Source organism: Lentilactobacillus curieae (assembly GCF_000785105.2).
GTDB lineage: Bacteria > Bacillota > Bacilli > Lactobacillales > Lactobacillaceae > Lentilactobacillus > Lentilactobacillus curieae.
The window spans coordinates 49,364-65,919 of record NZ_CP018906.1; the positions used below are offsets into that span (position 1 = coordinate 49,364).

Annotated in this window: 9 protein-coding genes, 13 tRNA genes, 3 rRNA genes and 2 pseudogenes; 9 read left to right on the top strand and 18 right to left on the bottom strand. The window is 43.5% G+C overall.

Features of this window, described 5'->3' with window-relative positions; all coding sequences use genetic code 11:
• Nucleotides 1-124 precede the first annotated feature (124 nt).
• The 3 genes from PL11_RS00275 (at nt 125) to PL11_RS00285 (ending at nt 2,381) form a co-directional block, all read left to right on the top strand.
• Nucleotides 125-445: a DMT family transporter gene (locus PL11_RS00275; protein ID WP_035166821.1), complete on the top strand. Its 321-nt coding sequence runs from the start codon at nt 125-127 to the stop codon at nt 443-445.
• Between the two features lie 40 nt (nt 446-485).
• Nucleotides 486-1,001 (top strand): GNAT family N-acetyltransferase, encoded by a 516-nt coding sequence (locus PL11_RS00280; RefSeq protein ID WP_035166819.1) that lies wholly within the window; start codon nt 486-488, stop codon nt 999-1,001.
• 117 nt (nt 1,002-1,118) lie between these two features.
• A complete protein-coding gene (locus tag PL11_RS00285; RefSeq protein WP_035166817.1) occupies nt 1,119-2,381 on the top strand; it encodes an MFS transporter in 1,263 nt (420 codons plus the stop codon).
• Between the two features lie 62 nt (nt 2,382-2,443).
• Here the strand turns inward: PL11_RS00285 and PL11_RS00290 are convergent, their stop codons facing one another.
• Complete coding sequence (locus tag PL11_RS00290) at nt 2,444-3,835, bottom strand: L,D-transpeptidase family protein (RefSeq protein WP_035166815.1); 1,392 nt, start codon at nt 3,833-3,835, stop codon at nt 2,444-2,446.
• Nucleotides 3,836-4,009: 174 nt separating this feature from the next.
• Here PL11_RS00290 and PL11_RS00295 point away from each other — a divergent pair, with 174 nt between their 5' ends.
• The 6 genes and pseudogenes from PL11_RS00295 (at nt 4,010) to PL11_RS00320 (ending at nt 9,541) form a co-directional block, all read left to right on the top strand.
• Nucleotides 4,010-4,438 carry a GNAT family N-acetyltransferase gene (locus PL11_RS00295; protein WP_035166814.1) on the top strand — a complete coding sequence of 143 codons (429 nt, stop codon included), beginning with the start codon at nt 4,010-4,012 and terminating at the stop codon, nt 4,436-4,438.
• 24 nt (nt 4,439-4,462) lie between these two features.
• The gene (locus PL11_RS00300) at nt 4,463-5,032 is read left to right on the top strand and encodes a sugar O-acetyltransferase (protein WP_035166812.1); all 570 of its coding nucleotides are present in this window, start codon (nt 4,463-4,465) and stop codon (nt 5,030-5,032) included.
• 476 nt (nt 5,033-5,508) lie between these two features.
• On the top strand, nt 5,509-6,342 hold the full coding sequence (locus PL11_RS00310) for a 2-keto-4-pentenoate hydratase (protein ID WP_035166811.1): 834 nt from the start codon (nt 5,509-5,511) through the stop codon (nt 6,340-6,342).
• Nucleotides 6,343-6,647: 305 nt separating this feature from the next.
• Nucleotides 6,648-7,358 (top strand): annotated as a pseudogene (locus PL11_RS10470) (transporter substrate-binding domain-containing protein); the annotation flags it as partial.
• 75 nt (nt 7,359-7,433) lie between these two features.
• A pseudogene (locus PL11_RS10475) lies at nt 7,434-8,792 on the top strand (amino acid ABC transporter substrate-binding protein/permease); the annotation flags it as partial.
• On the top strand, nt 8,789-9,541 hold the full coding sequence (locus PL11_RS00320) for an amino acid ABC transporter ATP-binding protein (RefSeq protein ID WP_035166808.1): 753 nt from the start codon (nt 8,789-8,791) through the stop codon (nt 9,539-9,541). The pseudogene PL11_RS10475 and the gene PL11_RS00320, both read left to right, overlap by 4 nt.
• 65 nt (nt 9,542-9,606) lie before the next feature.
• Here PL11_RS00320 and PL11_RS00325 read toward each other — a convergent pair whose 3' ends face one another.
• The 17 genes from PL11_RS00325 to PL11_RS00405 all read right to left on the bottom strand — a co-directional run bounded on the left by PL11_RS00325 (nt 9,607) and on the right by PL11_RS00405 (nt 16,407).
• Entirely contained in the window at nt 9,607-10,083 is a 477-nt protein-coding gene (locus PL11_RS00325) for a prolyl-tRNA synthetase associated domain-containing protein (RefSeq protein WP_257787911.1), read from the bottom strand.
• A gap of 105 nt (nt 10,084-10,188) precedes the next feature.
• A tRNA-Leu gene (locus PL11_RS00330) sits at nt 10,189-10,272 on the bottom strand.
• Nucleotides 10,273-10,311: 39 nt separating this feature from the next.
• A tRNA-Cys gene (locus PL11_RS00335) sits at nt 10,312-10,382 on the bottom strand.
• Between the two features lie 76 nt (nt 10,383-10,458).
• Nucleotides 10,459-10,531: transfer RNA gene (locus PL11_RS00340), tRNA-His, on the bottom strand.
• Between the two features lie 14 nt (nt 10,532-10,545).
• Nucleotides 10,546-10,616 (bottom strand) — tRNA-Trp (locus tag PL11_RS00345).
• Between the two features lies 1 nt (nt 10,617).
• Nucleotides 10,618-10,703: transfer RNA gene (locus PL11_RS00350), tRNA-Tyr, on the bottom strand.
• A gap of 5 nt (nt 10,704-10,708) precedes the next feature.
• Nucleotides 10,709-10,781, bottom strand: a tRNA-Phe gene (locus PL11_RS00355).
• A gap of 58 nt (nt 10,782-10,839) precedes the next feature.
• Nucleotides 10,840-10,914: transfer RNA gene (locus PL11_RS00360), tRNA-Asp, on the bottom strand.
• A 16-nt stretch (nt 10,915-10,930) separates the two neighbouring features.
• A tRNA-Val gene (locus PL11_RS00365) sits at nt 10,931-11,003 on the bottom strand.
• Nucleotides 11,004-11,009: 6 nt separating this feature from the next.
• Nucleotides 11,010-11,081: transfer RNA gene (locus PL11_RS00370), tRNA-Glu, on the bottom strand.
• A gap of 16 nt (nt 11,082-11,097) precedes the next feature.
• Nucleotides 11,098-11,189: transfer RNA gene (locus tag PL11_RS00375), tRNA-Ser, on the bottom strand.
• A gap of 14 nt (nt 11,190-11,203) precedes the next feature.
• A tRNA-Asn gene (locus tag PL11_RS00380) sits at nt 11,204-11,276 on the bottom strand.
• Nucleotides 11,277-11,282: 6 nt separating this feature from the next.
• Nucleotides 11,283-11,399, bottom strand: a 5S ribosomal RNA gene (gene rrf / locus PL11_RS00385).
• Nucleotides 11,400-11,475: 76 nt separating this feature from the next.
• Nucleotides 11,476-14,396 (bottom strand): 23S ribosomal RNA (locus PL11_RS00390).
• Nucleotides 14,397-14,572: 176 nt separating this feature from the next.
• Nucleotides 14,573-14,645, bottom strand: a tRNA-Ala gene (locus PL11_RS00395).
• Between the two features lie 27 nt (nt 14,646-14,672).
• Nucleotides 14,673-14,746, bottom strand: a tRNA-Ile gene (locus PL11_RS00400).
• 86 nt (nt 14,747-14,832) lie between these two features.
• Nucleotides 14,833-16,407 (bottom strand): 16S ribosomal RNA (locus PL11_RS00405).
• Together the 16S, 23S and 5S rRNA genes with 13 tRNA genes alongside form the textbook arrangement of a ribosomal RNA operon.
• Between the last annotated feature and the right edge of the window lie 149 nt (nt 16,408-16,556).

The window sequence follows — 16,556 nt, forward strand, 5'->3', positions numbered from 1 at the left end:
TAGTAATTCAATATCAAATGCGCCACCGGGTGCAATCAACTCAAGTACATCACCAAACTTCGTTAGGTCTAAGAAGAAGTTTGGCGGTGTACTTTTTTCGTTTAAATTATGGAGGAATATAGTTATGGCATGGATTGATTTATTTATCGCAGGATTATTTGAAGTTTTTTGGGCAGCAATGATGAAACTGAGCCACGGTTTCTCTAAGTTAGGCTTCTCAGTGGCTACAGTTGTTGGGATGATTCTTAGTTTTTACTTTCTAGCAAAGGCAACCAAGATGCTACCCATTAGCCTCTCCTACCCAATTTGGACAGGAATTGGTGCAGTTGGATCTATCCTGGTTGGTGCCTTTGTATTTAAAGACACCCTACCACCTGCAACTTGGATTTTTATTGGTTTCTTACTTGTTGGAATTATCGGAATTAAAGTCACTAGCGGGCATTAGTGATATAATGAGCCTATCATTTTTTTAAAGGGGAATCATTATGGAACTGAGCATCAAAAGGTGTGATATCAACGATTTGGATCAACTCGTTGATATTGCGATTGAAACCTTCGTTGATACTTTCTTACCAAATAACAAACAAAAAGATATTGATCAATATGTAATCAACGCGTTTAAAAGCTCAAAGCTAATGGATGAACTTCACAATCCTGAATCGCAGTTTTTCTTTATTTATTCCGATGAAGAACTGGCTGGTTACTTAAAGGTTAATGTTGGAACCGCCCAAACTGAAGATATGGGTCCAGATAGTTTTGAAGTTCAGAGAATTTACGTTAGGCAAAAATTTAAAAGAACTGGTGTTGGCACTGAGTTGATGACCCGGGCAATTCAGCTTGCTAAACGTGCCAAAAAGAAGCAAGTTTGGCTCGGAGTTTGGGAAAAAAATGTTAACGCACAGAAATTCTACGAAAAGTTTGGGTTTATCAAAACTGGGAGTCATAAGTTCTTAATGGGCAGTACACCAAATCACGATTGGATTATGACGAAACAGCTGTAAAATATGATTTATCGAGGACAAAGTAATCTTTGCCCTTTTTTTGTTCCAAAACTTTCTAACGGGATTGTTTTAATTAATATGAGATAATTAAGGGAATAACTGTGAAGGAAAAATAATATGGATAAATCAATTTCTATCGCAATTTGGCGAAAAAACATATTAATATTTTTGACTAGTCAATTTTTAACTGGGATTACCAGTATGATTGTTCAATATGCCATTATTTGGTATTTGACCAAGGAAACGGGATCGGCAACTGTTCTTAGTTTAGCAACATTATTGGGAATGCTACCGATGGCTCTGCTTAGCCCGTTTGCTGGACCGTTTGTTGACCGGCTAAACAAAAAGGCATTACTGATTGTGCCAGATTTGATTGCAGCTTTATTTGCAATTCTGCTATCGATTGTTGGAACCATTAATTCAACCTTCCCACTCTGGTTGGTATTTGTTTCACTATTGGTTCGCTCAATCGCCCAGACCTTTCAAATGCCCACGGTCCAATCGATTCTACCAACAATGGTTCCGGAAAAAGAACTAACAAAAATCAACGGCCAGTTAGGCATGGTTCAATCAGCGAATATGATTATTGCTCCAGCACTCGGTGCCTTTTTGTTCTCAATCGTACCAATTAATTTTTTAATCTTAATCGATGTAATTGGGGCAGTAATTAGTGTTGGTTTATTAATATTTGTAGTAATTCCAAACAATAAAATTACTGAGCAAAAGTTGTCTATCCTTAGCGATGTCAAATTTGGTTTAGGAAAACTAGTCAAAAATCGTGGAGTTATGTGGCTTACCATAATCGGTGCCATTTTTACCCTCCTATTGATGCCTGCTGCTAGCCTATATCCACTGATGACAATGGACTACTTCAAAGGTTCCGTATTTCAAGCTGGGATGATTGAAGTGATTTACTCCGCAGGAATGCTTTTGGGCGGGGCAATAATTGGCTTTTTTGGTAATTGGAAAAATAGAATGACACCTGTCGTCTTATCATACCTAGTGATTGGAATTACTTTTGCATGGAGTGGAATTCTACCCGACAGTCAAACCGGTTACTGGTATTTCTTGATTCTCAATGCAATTGGTGGACTAGCCACCCCATTCTTCAATACCTTAATGATGGCGATGATTCAGCAATCATATCCATCAAATGAACTGGGTAGAGTCTTGGGAATCTTAAACGCAATCTTAAGCATTGCCGGACCGGTCGGCCTAATCTTTGCTGGCCCCTTGGCGGACTCAATCGGTGTAGAAAAGATGTTCCTCATCGCAGGAATTGGTACTGTGCTATGTGGACTGGCAAATTGGCTAATTCCCACAGCAAGAAATTACGATATTAAATTGCAAGCTACTTTAGCTGAAAAAAACGAAAAATAAAAAGGCTCAGAATTCAAGTTATTCTTGAACACCGAGTCTTTATTTTTTAACAATCAAATCGTTTAGTAGTAAATCACCACTGGTTCATTGACTGAGGTATACTTGAACACTTTTCCCATTACCGAAGGTGGATTATTCACACACCCGTGAGAATGGTACTGAGACCTTGCGCTAGGGTTTCCATAGACGGAAGCTGGTTGCCAAGGTGAATCATGCAATCCAACCCCATCAGTTGTAATTGGTACCCAGTAATTTACAGGAGAAGCATACTTAGAACCATCGTTGTTCTTGCCTCGTAACGTTGCGTGGCGTTGCTTATAAAGAATGTAGAAGGTTCCCTGCGGTGTCTTATTACCGCCAGTAACTGTTCCCGACATTACTGGTGTTTTAACTTTCAATTTGCCGTTTACGTAAACGTATTCCATTAGGTTTTTAAGGTCAACCTCAACTCTGGTTTTCCCAACGTTCTTCTCTCCATAACCACGACCAATTGCATAGTGTTTTAGATTCATCGTTGTCTTAGCATTAGCCTGTAAATGCTTCATAATGTTCTTGGTGAGTGCTGTCTGGTTGACTTGCCAGCCGTATGTTCCACCTTGCACTACTCTTGTCTGTCCAGAATGAACTTTTAGTTTGTATGGTTTTCCGAGCGTATCAATCTTGTTAGCAAGTTGCTTGATTCTAGCTGCCAATTTAGATGAATCAAACTTGTACTTTCCTGGTGCAGTTTGAACTGCATTTGTTAGGTAGTCACTTGCTTTGAACTTCAAGTCTTTATTGTAAGTTTTAACGGTGACTTTATGGTTCATTAACTCTTGGAGCTTTTGCTTCTCATCTTTAACTGCCTGACTGCTTGGGCTGTCGATCTTCAGCACTTTTTTAGGAACTGAAATTTCCAAATCCCGCTTAGCCTGGTACTTAAATTGCTTTACCATCCACTTTTTATCAAGCTGGGTACCTTGGGTCCCTTCCTTGACAACGACCTTACCATCGACCAAGTTAACCTTGGTGTTGGTGGTTGGCTTTTTAGCAGCATTAATTTCATCTACCTGTTTTTTAAACTTTGGAAGTAAAACAGTTAGCCGCTTGGTTTGCTGAGCCTTTGAAATTGCTACCCCAGTTGTCATCGATGGGTTGGCTAACATACTCATCGAACTACGGTTATTAAATAACTCCGAAACCTGTGCTTGGTCCACTTTAACTCGCGAACCTTTTACAACTAAATCATTAGTTTTATTGCCGGCAGCCGTGTTTAATTTATCAGTCGCTTGAGCAATAGTTAGCCCCGAAACGTTAACCCCATTGATATTCGCCATCTTAAAGTGGTTCCGGTAATAACCCCAAACTCCCATACTACCGATTACAGCCACAGTTAAAACTGATGCCACCCCGACTTTAAGCCTACGGGCTCTCTTTTGTTTTTGTTTATTTTTATGTTGTTCTCTTCTTGTCAATTCCCCGTACCTGCCTTTTATATTCCCTTGATATCCATTATGTACGACTTTATTGTAAGCATGAAAGCTTTGGGTTACCACTAATATAACTTTTTTTGACAATCCTTAATTAAATCTTCACATTTTAGGGGTAAAATTTGTTTAACGCAAAATTAATTTGATTGGAGACATATTATGAAGCTAACTGTTGGTCAAGGAAAGCCAATTCGGGCTGCCGCAAGCTTTGTTAGAATGAACGTTTTTGTTATCGAACGTCACATCAAACTAACAGATGAGTTTGACGATAAAGATAGTGATACCATGACATACGCAGTAATGTTTGATGGCGAAACGCCGGTAGCAACTGCTCGTTTTGAATCACCTGATGAGCGAACGTTAAAAATCGGTAGAGTCGCTACTTTAAAAGATTACCGTGGACAAGGTCTCGGTGCCCAAGTTCTTACAGCTCTCGAAGAAGTAGCCAAATCTAGAGGCAAAACAACCTCATTAATTCATAGTGAAGTAACCGCCCAGGGATTTTACGAATCGCTTGGCTATCAGGCGTCATCGGATGTATTTGTTGAAGACGGCGTTGACTGCATAATTGTCGAAAAATCATTTTAAAATTATGGTAAAGGAATGAACACGATGAAAACAGAAAAAGAAAAATTCTTAGCAGGTGAACCATACAATATCATGGATCCAGAATTGGCAGCAGAAGAAACTACGGCTCGCCGTTTATGCAAACAGATGAATGAACTTGATGACACAGCAACCAAAGAAAAAGATCACATTATTCGCCAACTTTTCGGTTCAGTCGGCAAATCTCCTTGGGTTCAACCTAACTTCCGTTGTGACTTTGGATACAACATTCACGTTGGGGATTACTTTATGTGTAATTACGACAACGTTATTTTAGATATCGCGCCCGTTACCATTGGTGATCACTGTATGCTTGCCCCTCACGTTCAAATTTATGCAGCCTACCATCCAAAAGATCCTAAGGGTCGTGAAGACTTTATCGGTTTGGGCAAACCTGTTACCCTTGGCGACCACGTTTGGGTCGGTGGTGGCTCAGTAATTTTGCCAGGAGTAACTTTAGGAAATAACGTAATTGTTGGTGCAAACTCAACTGTCACTAAATCGTTTGGGGACAACGTTATTATCGCCGGTAATCCAGCACGAGTAATTAGTGAAAATCTGCCGGAAGAAAAATAATTTTAAAAAAACTGTTGACTTGATTAAAAAATGGGTGTAAATTCGTACCAATCATTAAATTCAAATTAAAAGCAATGAAGAGAAACGCTAATGTTTCCGGGTAATCAGAAAGGTGTCGGTCGATGAAAGACACCCAACGGTAACTGTCAGCGATCGTCTCTAAGCTACGCAATTAAACTTAAAGTAAATTGCGTTGGGAGCACCCATTACAGTGTCGACGTATCGTTTTTAACCGTACGTTTAAGGTAGCGTCAGCAATGACGTTATAAATTATAGGTGGTACCGCGCAGAAGCGTCCTATCAATGCACTAAGTGTGTTGATAGGACGCTTTTTTGAATTTAATGAATTTTACTTAAGGGTGGTGAGGACAATGAAATCGGAGATTATCATCCCGGAAAATGATCCGGGCCAGATTCAGATTATAAATCAAAAGACGACTATGGTTCTCGCCGACAATGGCAGAACCAACATATAAATGGAGGCTATGCTTATGGATACCCAAGTAAAGGAACAAACTAATGAATTGACGGACACACAGAAAGAATTTGCAAAGAAACTATTTGATGCATACCAAACTCATCGGCCATTAAAAGAAGCTGACTTTTCAAACGTAGTAACCGATGAGGAATCGGCCTATGCCGTGCAAAGAAAATTCACTGAAATGAAAGATGAAGAAGTTGGTGGCTACAAAGTATCCCTGACTAGTAAACAGACCCAAGACATGTTTGATTCAGACTCACCGCTTTACGGTGCCCAGGTTAAGAGTCACTTCATGGAATCAGGAGTTACCCTTCATGGATCAGAGCTTATGGAACCCCTAGCCGAAGTTGAAATGATGTTTACCGCCACAGAAGATCTTTCAGCCAGTGACTCGCCAGAAGAACTTATGCGTAAAACTAAAGTAGCTCCAGCAGTGGAAGCTCCAGACTCACGGTTTGAAGATTGGTTCCCAGCGTTATCAAAGTACATGGTAATGTCTGACGCAGCAGTTGGTGGTTACGTTGTGTATGGACAAGAAGTTAAAACTACTGACCTTTTTGACTCACCTGAGGAACTAGCTCACGTTGAATGTGAACTATTCCATGATGGTAAAAAACTAAAGGATGGCCAATCCTCAGAAGTCCTTGGGAATCCACTAGAATCACTACACTGGTTAGCCGAAAAGCTAGAATCTCAAGGAACTCCCCTACGCGCTGGTCAACGTGTATCAAGTGGAACTTTCCTACTTCCAGAAAGCCTCCGAAAAGGAGACTGGAAAGCAACCTTCAACAAAGGTTTCGGTTCTGTTTTCCTACATGTAACTGAATAACGTCAGCCGATTTTCTTATAAATTACCCACTTTAACAATCCATAAAAATCACACATATATTCCCATCCGGACAAAGTCCGATATCATAGAAAAATTCAACTTGAGGTCGTTAACCACCAAATCACAGGCGGTTAACGACCTTTATTGCTGGCCAAAAAATTAAAATGTTTTTAATTTAATTTTTTAATGGGCATGTAATCCCCGTGGTTATGCCATTGTGATGTTTTGAATTATATATACTTTTAATGAGAATTCTGCTATGATAACTGGTGTTATATTTTATTACATGACGTAGGAGGATCACTATGAAGCACAAATTTATTAAGGTGCTCAGTCTATTGGTATTATTCGCTTCACTTGGTGTCTTTTTTTCAAGCACATCAATAAATGCCCGGGCTGAGAAAACCTACCAAATCGGAACTGACGTTACTTACCCCCCATTTGAGTTTGCAAATAAGCAGAACAAATATATCGGGATTGACGTTGACATTATGAATGCCATCGCCAAAGAAGAAGGTTTTAAGGTCAACATCAAGCCTGTTGGTTTTAACGCAGCGGTTCAGTCCTTAGATGCTGGCCAAATTGATGGTGTGATTGCCGGAATGACGATGACTCCTGAACGAGTAGCTAAGTTCGACTTTGGAACTCCCTACTATAAAACCGGTGTAGTCATGGCTGTTCAAAAGAACAGTAAAATCAAAGATTTCAAGCAGCTAAAAGGAAAAAAGGTTGCAATTAAAACCGGTACCGCTGCAGCGGCGTATGCTCAGAGTATTCAAAAGAAATATGGTTTTAAAACTGTCACCTTTGATGATTCTGATAACATGTATCAAGACGTTACCACTGGTAACTCGGTAGCATGTTTTGAAGATCAACCAGTCATGCAATATGCGATTAAGCAAGGCATGAAGTTAAAAATCGTTACCCAGCCTGCTAACCAAGGATATTATGGTTTCGCTGTTCAAAAAGGTAAAAATAAGGAATTAGTCAAAAAGTTCAACTCAGGTTTAAAGAAAATCAAAACTAACGGAACTTATAACAAGATCGTTGGTAAGTACTTAGGAAATGGTGACAACTCAAAGGTTAAGGGCAAAACCTTTACTATTGGGACTGATGTGACCTTCCCACCATTTGAATTTGCCAACAAGAAGAATAAGTACGTTGGTATCGATATGGATTTAATTAGAGCAATTGCTCAAGAACAAGGATTTAAAGTAAAGGTAAAGGCCCTCGGATTTAACGCTGCGGTTCAATCACTTGAATCTGGCCAAATCGATGGTGTTATTGCTGGAATGTCGATCACTCCGGAACGTAAAGCCCAATTTGATTTCTCGTCGCCTTACTATAGTTCAGGTGTTGTTATGGCAGTGAACCCTAAAGGTAACGTAAAGAGTCTCAAAGACCTTAAAGGTAAGAAAGTTGCCATCAAGACTGGGACTGCAGGAGCAGATTACGCTAACAGTATTAAGAAGAAGTATGGGTTCAAAACCGTTACTTTTGACGATTCAAACAACATGTATCAAGATGTCATCACTGGTAACTCAGCCGCATGTTTTGAAGATCAGCCAGTTATGCAGTACGCAATCAAGCAAGGTACCAAACTAAAAATCGTTACCAACCCTGCCGAATCTGGCGCCTACGGTTTTGCAGTTAAAAAAGGTAAAAATCAAGCCTTACTATCAGCATTCAACACGGGCTTAAAGGACTTAAAGGCAAGTGGTGCTTATGATGATATTGTTGCCAAGTACTTAGGTACCGATCAAGGAAAGAAAATTAAAGCTAGTGATGATAGTTCTGACCGGACATTCTTCGGGCTAATCAAGCAGAATAAAGGAGCTTTACTTAGTGGTCTGTCAGAAACCCTTTGGTTAACCGTTGTTTCGATTTTCTTTGCAACGATTTTTGGAATCATTGTTGGTTTGATGGGAGTTGTTCCAAGTAAATTTACCAATGGCCTATCAACAACCATTATTTATATTTTCCGGGGTTTGCCACTTCTTGTGCTCGCCCTATTCATCTATACTGGTATTCCAAGTTTGACTGGTACAAAAATTCCAGCATTCATTGCCGGGGTTGTAACCTTGACGTTTAACGAAGGTGCCTACATTGCAGCGTTCGTGAAGGGTGGAATTCAAGCAGTAGATTCTGGTCAAATGGAAGCTGCTCGAAGCCTTGGATTACCGTTTGGTAAATCGATGAGGAAAGTTATTCTGCCACAAGGAATCAGGATCATGATTCCATCATTCATCAACCAATTCATCATTACATTGAAAGATACCTCAATCTTGTCAATTATTGGATTACTAGAATTGACCCAAACTGGTAAGATTATCATTGCCAGAAACCTTGAAGGGTTTAAGGTTTGGGCAATCATCGCGGTAATTTACCTGGTTATAATCACCCTCTTAACTTGGTTATCCAATTGGGTACAAAGGAGAACTAAACTATGAGCGAAAAAAATGAATCTGCAAAAGTAAAAGTAACTGGTCTCACAAAGAAGTATGGCGATAATTTGGTTCTTAAGGGAATCGATCTCTCCGTAAAAAATAACGAAGTGGTCGTTGTTATTGGCCCTTCTGGATCAGGAAAAAGTACATTCTTAAGAACATTAAACAAGCTTGAAGAACCATCTTCTGGTTCAATCATTATTGACGATGTAGATATTGCAAAGAAAGATACAGACATCAACACAGTCCGTGAAAATATTGGGATGGTTTTCCAACATTTTAATCTGTTTAATAACTTAACTGTCGGCGAAAACATCATGCTTGCCCCGGTACAACTCAAAAAAGAAACTCCTGAAGATGCTGCTGAACATGCCAAGAAATTACTAAGTATGGTCGGATTGGCAGAAAAGTTCGATGCTAAAGTTCAGTCACTATCAGGTGGACAACAACAACGGGTTGCAATCGCTCGTGCTTTAGCCATGAAGCCAGACGTAATGTTATTCGATGAACCAACCTCGGCCTTGGATCCTGAAATGGTTGGTGATGTATTGGCCGTTATGAAGGATTTGGCCAAACAAGGTATGACTATGATCGTTGTTACCCATGAAATGGGATTTGCTAAGGAAGTTGCCGATCGTGTTGTCTTTGTTGATGATGGTCGGATTCTTGAACAAGGAACTCCAGAAGATGTATTTAATCACCCACAGAATGCCCGTCTCCAAGACTTCTTAAACAAGATTCTAAACGTTTAAAAAGCTATTCAATACACAAACACCCGTAACTAGCGAAATGCTAACTACGGGTGTTTTTTTGCGTTTTAAAAAATATCGGTGATAACCACTTGATTACCATGCTGTTTGATAATGTTTACCAAATCCTTAGTTTTCATCCAGACAGTGGCTGTATTATCGTTTGGATGGACTCCAATAATCCCAGGGGCTTTAGTGAACTGCTTATCTAGGTATAGGTCCACGTCATGTGCCTTGTTGTTAAGCAAGCCAAATGGCGTTACCGAACCAGGACTTAGACCAAGCTTATCTTTTAAAACAGTCTCAGACGCAAATGATAAGTGTCTGGTTCCATGATCCTGGCTAAATTTCTTTAAGTCCACTCTATGGGAACCGTCTACTGTAATTAAATAATACTTTCTGTTCTTATCATCTCTAACGAAAATGTTTTTTGCATCTGCATTAGGATACGGGAGATTAACCTTACTGACTTCTTGCATGTTATACACGGCTTGGTGCTCAGTGACTTCAAACCAGACATCATGCTCGTCAAGAAACGAATAGATTTGTTACTTATCCATCAAGATTATCTCCAATTCAATATATACAAAGAAAGGAAGCATTGAATAATCAATGCTTCCTTTCATTAGCAAACTCGTGTAATTCTCTTATACCGGAGGTGGGGTTCGAACCCACACGTCCTTGCGGACACTAGATTTTGAGTCTAGCGCGTCTGCCAGTTCCGCCACTCCGGCAAAATAACTGATAAATATTAGAATAACATGATTGGAAAAAGGCGGTAATCGGATTCGAACCGACGATGAAGGTTTTGCAGACCTCTGCCTTACCACTTGGCTATACCGCCAGAACAACCTCTGAAACCTCAATAAGAGATTCAAAGTAATCTATTGCCTTACCACTTGGATATCATCCAATCAAAGGGCGGTATGTGGGAATCGAACCCACGCGTGTCGGATCCACAAACCGATGTGTTAACCACTTCACCAATACCGCCATAACATTATTAACAGGGATAGTAGGAGTTGAACCCACACCGACGGTTTTGGAGACCGTAGTTCTACCATTAAACTATATCCCTATGGTGGAGGGGAGTGGATTCGAACCACCGAACCCGAAGGAGCGGATTTACAGTCCGCCGCGTTTAGCCAGACTTCGCTACCCCTCCATAAATGGCGCGGGACAGAATCGAACTGCCGACACATGGAGCTTCAATCCATTGCTCTACCGACTGAGCTACCGAGCCAAATACCAGAGTATATAATGCTATATAATGTTGTGTATTCAATTGTAATACATAACAACGGTCCGTACGAGACTCGAACTCGTGATCTCCTGCGTGACAGGCAGGCGTCCTAAACCAACTAGACCAACGGACCAGTGCTGCTATGAAAATGGAGGATACAGGGATCGAACCTGTGACCTCCTGCTTGTAAGGCAGATGCTCTCCCAGCTGAGCTAATCCTCCATAAAGTGACCCGTACGGGATTTGAACCCATGTTACCGCCGTGAAAGGGCGGTGTCTTAACCACTTGACCAACGGGTCATTCTCTTATTATTAACGGAGAGTAAGGGATTCGAACCCTTGAAACAGGCGTTTACCCGTTTACATCATTTCCAATGATGCTCCTTCGGCCAGCTCGGACAACTCTCCATTTTTAATAATAACTCCGGCAGGCGGGCTCGAACCGTCGACAACCTGATTAACAGTCAGGTGCTCTACCAACTGAGCTATGCCGGAATAATCGCGTGGCAACGTCCTACCCTTGCAGGGGGCGATCCCCCAACTACTATCGGCGTGCTGAAGCTTAACTTCTGTGTTCGGCATGGGAACAGGTGTATCCTTCAGGCTATCGCCACCACACTATTTACTTTAGAGAACTTTGTTCTCTCAAAACTAGCTAATATTAATTTTCTGCTGCCGATACTTACCATTTATTTTGGTTAAGTCCTCGACCGATTAGTATTGGTCCGCTCCGTACATCACTGCACTTCCACTTCCAACCTATCTACCTCATCATCTCTGAGGGGTCTTACTTCCATATAGGAATGGGAAATCTCATCTTGAGGCGAGTTTCACACTTAGATGCTTTCAGCGTTTATCTCATCCATACATAGCTACCCAGCGATGCGCCTGGCGGCACAACTGGTACACCAGCGGTATGTCCATCCCGGTCCTCTCGTACTAAGGACAGCTCCTCTCAAATTTCCTACGCCCGCGACGGATAGGGACCGAACTGTCTCACGACGTTCTGAACCCAGCTCGCGTACCGCTTTAATGGGCGAACAGCCCAACCCTTGGGACCGACTACAGCCCCAGGATGCGATGAGCCGACATCGAGGTGCCAAACCTCCCCGTCGATGTGGACTCTTGGGGGAGATAAGCCTGTTATCCCCAGGGTAGCTTTTATCCGTTGAGCGATGGCCCTTCCATGCGGAACCACCGGATCACTAAGCCCGACTTTCGTCCCTGCTCGACCTGTCTGTCTCGCAGTCAAGCTCCCTTCTGCCTTTACACTCTATGAATGATTTCCAACCATTCTGAGGGAACCTTTGGGCGCCTCCGTTACTGTTTGGGAGGCGACCGCCCCAGTCAAACTGCCCACCTGACACTGTCTCCCGCCACGCTTAGTGGCGCGGGTTAGAGTGTTCACACAGCGAGGGTAGTATCCCACCAACGCCTCAGTCGAAACTAGCGTTCCGACTTCATCGGCTCCTACCTATCCTGTACAAGCTGTGTCAACACCCAATATCAAGCTACAGTAAAGCTCCATGGGGTCTTTCCGTCCTGTCGCGGGTAACCTGCTTCTTCACAGGTATCTTAATTTCACCGAGTCTCTCGTTGAGACAGTGCCCAGATCGTTACGCCTTTCGTGCGGGTCGGAACTTACCCGACAAGGAATTTCGCTACCTTAGGACCGTTATAGTTACGGCCGCCGTTTACTGGGGCTTCATTTCTGGGCTTCGCCGAAGCTAACTCATCCACTTAACCTTCCAGCACCGGGCAGGCGTCAGCCCCTATACGTCATCTTACGATTTTGCAGAAACCTGTGTTTTTGATAAACAGTCGCCTGGGCCTTTTCACTGCGGCTGACCTTGCGGTCAGCACCCCTTCTCCCGAAGTTACGGGGTCATTTTGCCGAGTTCCTTAACGAGAGTTCACTCGCTCACCTTAGGATTCTCTCCTCGACTACCTGTGTCGGTTTGCGGTACGGGTAGTTGATTACTCACTAGAAGCTTTTCTCGGCAGCGTGACATCAGTCGCTTCCCTACTTAAATTTCGGTCCTCATCACTACTTGTCAACCCGCTGAGAAGCATTTGACTCCTCAACTGACTTGTAGCTTGAACGCACATTTCCAATCGTGCGCACAACTTAGCCTTCTGCGTCCCTCCATCGTTCAAACATAATCAACTAGTACAGGAATCTCAACCTGTTGTCCATCGCCTACGCCTCTCGGCCTCGGCTTAGGTCCCGACTAACCCTGGGAGGACGAGCCTTCCCCAGGAAACCTTAGTCATTCGGTGGATCAGATTCTCACTGATCTTTCGCTACTCATACCGGCATTCTCACTTCTAAGCGCTCCACCAGTCCTTACGGTCTGACTTCATTGCCCTTAGAACGCTCTCCTATCACATGACCATAAGGTCATGTCCACAGTCTCGGTAGTATGCTTAGCCCCGGTAAATTTTCGGCGCGGAATCACTCGACTAGTGAGCTATTACGCACTCTTTAAATGAGTGGCTGCTTCTAAGCCAACATCCTAGTTGTCTATGCAACTCCACATCCTTTTCCACTTAGCATACATTTAGGGACCTTAACTGGTGGTCTGGGCTGTTCCCCTTTCGACGATGGATCTTATCACTCACCGTCTGACTCCCGGATATAAATCAATGGTATTCGGAGTTTATCTGAATTTAGTAACCCATGACGGGCCCCTCATCCAAACAGTGCTCTACCTCCATGATTCTAAGTCCGAGGCTAGCCCTAAAGCTATTTCGGAGAGAACCAGCTATCTCCAAGTTCGTTTGGAATTTCACCGCTACCCACACCTCATCCCAGCACTTTTCAACGTACACGGGTTCGGCCCTCCAGTAAGTTTTACCTCACCTTCAGCCTGGACATGGGTAGATCACCTGGTTTCGGGTCTACGGCAACATACTTAAACGCCCATTTCAGACTCGCTTTCGCTGCGGCTCCGGCTTTTTCACCTTAACCTTGCATGTTACTGTAACTCGCCGGTTCATTCTACAAAAGGCACGCTATCACCCATTAACGGGCTCTAACTGCTTGTAGGCACATGGTTTCAGGAACTATTTCACTCCCCTTCCGGGGTGCTTTTCACCTTTCCCTCACGGTACTGGTTCACTATCGGTCACTAGGGAGTATTTAGCCTTGGGAGATGGTCCTCCCGGATTCCGACGACGTTTCACGTGTGTCGCCGTACTCAGGATCCTGAACTGAGGGTCATTGATTTCATCTACGGGGCTATCACCCTGTCTCGCCAATCTTCCCAGATTGTTCGATTATCAACAACTTTGGTAACTCAAATGTTCAGTCCTACAACCCCAAAGAGCAAGCTCTTTGGTTTGGGCTGTTCCCCGTTCGCTCGCCGCTACTTAGGGAATCGATTTTTCTTTCTCTTCCTGTGGGTAATTAGATGTTTCAGTTCCCCACGTCTACCTCTGATCAGCTATGTATTCACTGAACAGTAACAGTCGATTAAAACTGCTGGGTTTCCCCATTCGGAAATCTCCGGATCAAAGCTTACGTACAGCTCCCCGAAGCATATCGGTGTTAGTCCCGTCCTTCATCGGCTCCTAGTGCCAAGGCATTCACCATGCGCCCTTAATAACTTAACCTAGTATCACTTCGTGATACTCAAGTTAATTGAGTTTTACGCGAATAAAACATTTCGTTAATTTGACTCAATAAACGCGGTGTTCTCGGTTGAAATTATATTTTAAATATAATTCACTACAGAAAATTAATATTATCTAGTTTTCAAAGAACAAAATCCCTGACGCTCTCGCGTCAATGGAGAATAGCGGGATCGAACCGCTGACCCCCTGCTTGCAAAGCAGGTGCTCTCCCATCTGAGCTAATTCCCCATACTCTCCGGTCGTATGGCCGGTGGATGGGCCTAAATGGACTCGAACCATCGACCTCACGCTTATCAGGCGTGCGCTCTAACCAGCTGAGCTATAGGCCCAAAAAAGCGTTAACCAGAATTGAGAGTAGACCTCTCAAAACTAAACAAAACTTTCGACATGTGTAGGTTTCCGTATTATTCCTTAGAAAGGAGGTGATCCAGCCGCAGGTTCTCCTACGGCTACCTTGTTACGACTTCACCCTAATCATCTGTCCCACCTTAGGCGGCTGGCTCCAAAAGGTTACCTCACCGACTTTGGGTGTTACAAACTCTCATGGTGTGACGGGCGGTGTGTACAAGGCCCGGGAACGTATTCACCGTGGCATGCTGATCCACGATTACTAGCGATTCCAACTTCATGCAGGCGAGTTGCAGCCTGCAATCCGAACTGAGAACGGCTTTAAGAGATTAGCTTGACCTCGCGGTTTCGCGACTCGTTGTACCGTCCATTGTAGCACGTGTGTAGCCCAGGTCATAAGGGGCATGATGATTTGACGTCGTCCCCACCTTCCTCCGGTTTGTCACCGGCAGTCTTGCTAGAGTGCCCAACTAAATGCTGGCAACTAACAATAAGGGTTGCGCTCGTTGCGGGACTTAACCCAACATCTCACGACACGAGCTGACGACAACCATGCACCACCTGTCATTCCGTCCCGAAGGGAACGCCCAATCTCTTGGGTTAGCAGAAGATGTCAAGACCTGGTAAGGTTCTTCGCGTAGCATCGAATTAAACCACATGCTCCACCGCTTGTGCGGGCCCCCGTCAATTCCTTTGAGTTTCAACCTTGCGGTCGTACTCCCCAGGCGGAGTGCTTAATGCGTTAGCTGCAGCACTGAAGGGCGGAAACCCTCCAACACTTAGCACTCATCGTTTACGGCATGGACTACCAGGGTATCTAATCCTGTTCGCTACCCATGCTTTCGAGCCTCAGCGTCAGTTACAGACCAGACAGCCGCCTTCGCCACTGGTGTTCTTCCATATATCTACGCATTTCACCGCTACACATGGAGTTCCACTGTCCTCTTCTGCACTCAAGTCTCCCAGTTTCCGATGCACTTCTCCGGTTAAGCCGAAGGCTTTCACATCAGACTTAAAAGACCGCCTGCGCTCGCTTTACGCCCAATAAATCCGGACAACGCTTGCCACCTACGTATTACCGCGGCTGCTGGCACGTAGTTAGCCGTGGCTTTCTGGTTAAATACCGTCACGGTGTAAACAGTTACTCTTACACCTGTTCTTCTTTAACAACAGAGTTTTACGAGCCGAAACCCTTCTTCACTCACGCGGCGTTGCTCCATCAGACTTTCGTCCATTGTGGAAGATTCCCTACTGCTGCCTCCCGTAGGAGTTTGGGCCGTGTCTCAGTCCCAATGTGGCCGATTACCCTCTCAGGTCGGCTACGTATCATTGCCTTGGTGAGCCGTTACCTCACCAACTAGCTAATACGCCGCGGGTCCATCCTCAAGTGATAGCCGAAACCATCTTTCAAATGAAAACCATGCGGTTTTCATTGTTATACGGTATTAGCACCTGTTTCCAAGTGTTATCCCCTGCTTGAGGGCAGGTTACCCACGTGTTACTCACCAGTTCGCCACTCGTCCAAATGTTGAATCAGAATCCGTGCAAGCACTTCAACTTCATCAGCGAGGACGCGTTCGACTTGCATGTATTAGGCACGCCGCCAGCGTTCGTCCTGAGCCAGGATCAAACTCTCATTTTAAAAATGATAAGCTTGTAAGCTCATGATTATATTTGTTCTTTATCGCGAATTGACTTCGCAAATGTTTGTCTTTGATCTAACGATCAAAGGACCCTACACATTTGTTTGTCGAAAATTTTGTTCAGTTTTCAAAGGTCTACTTTGTTCAG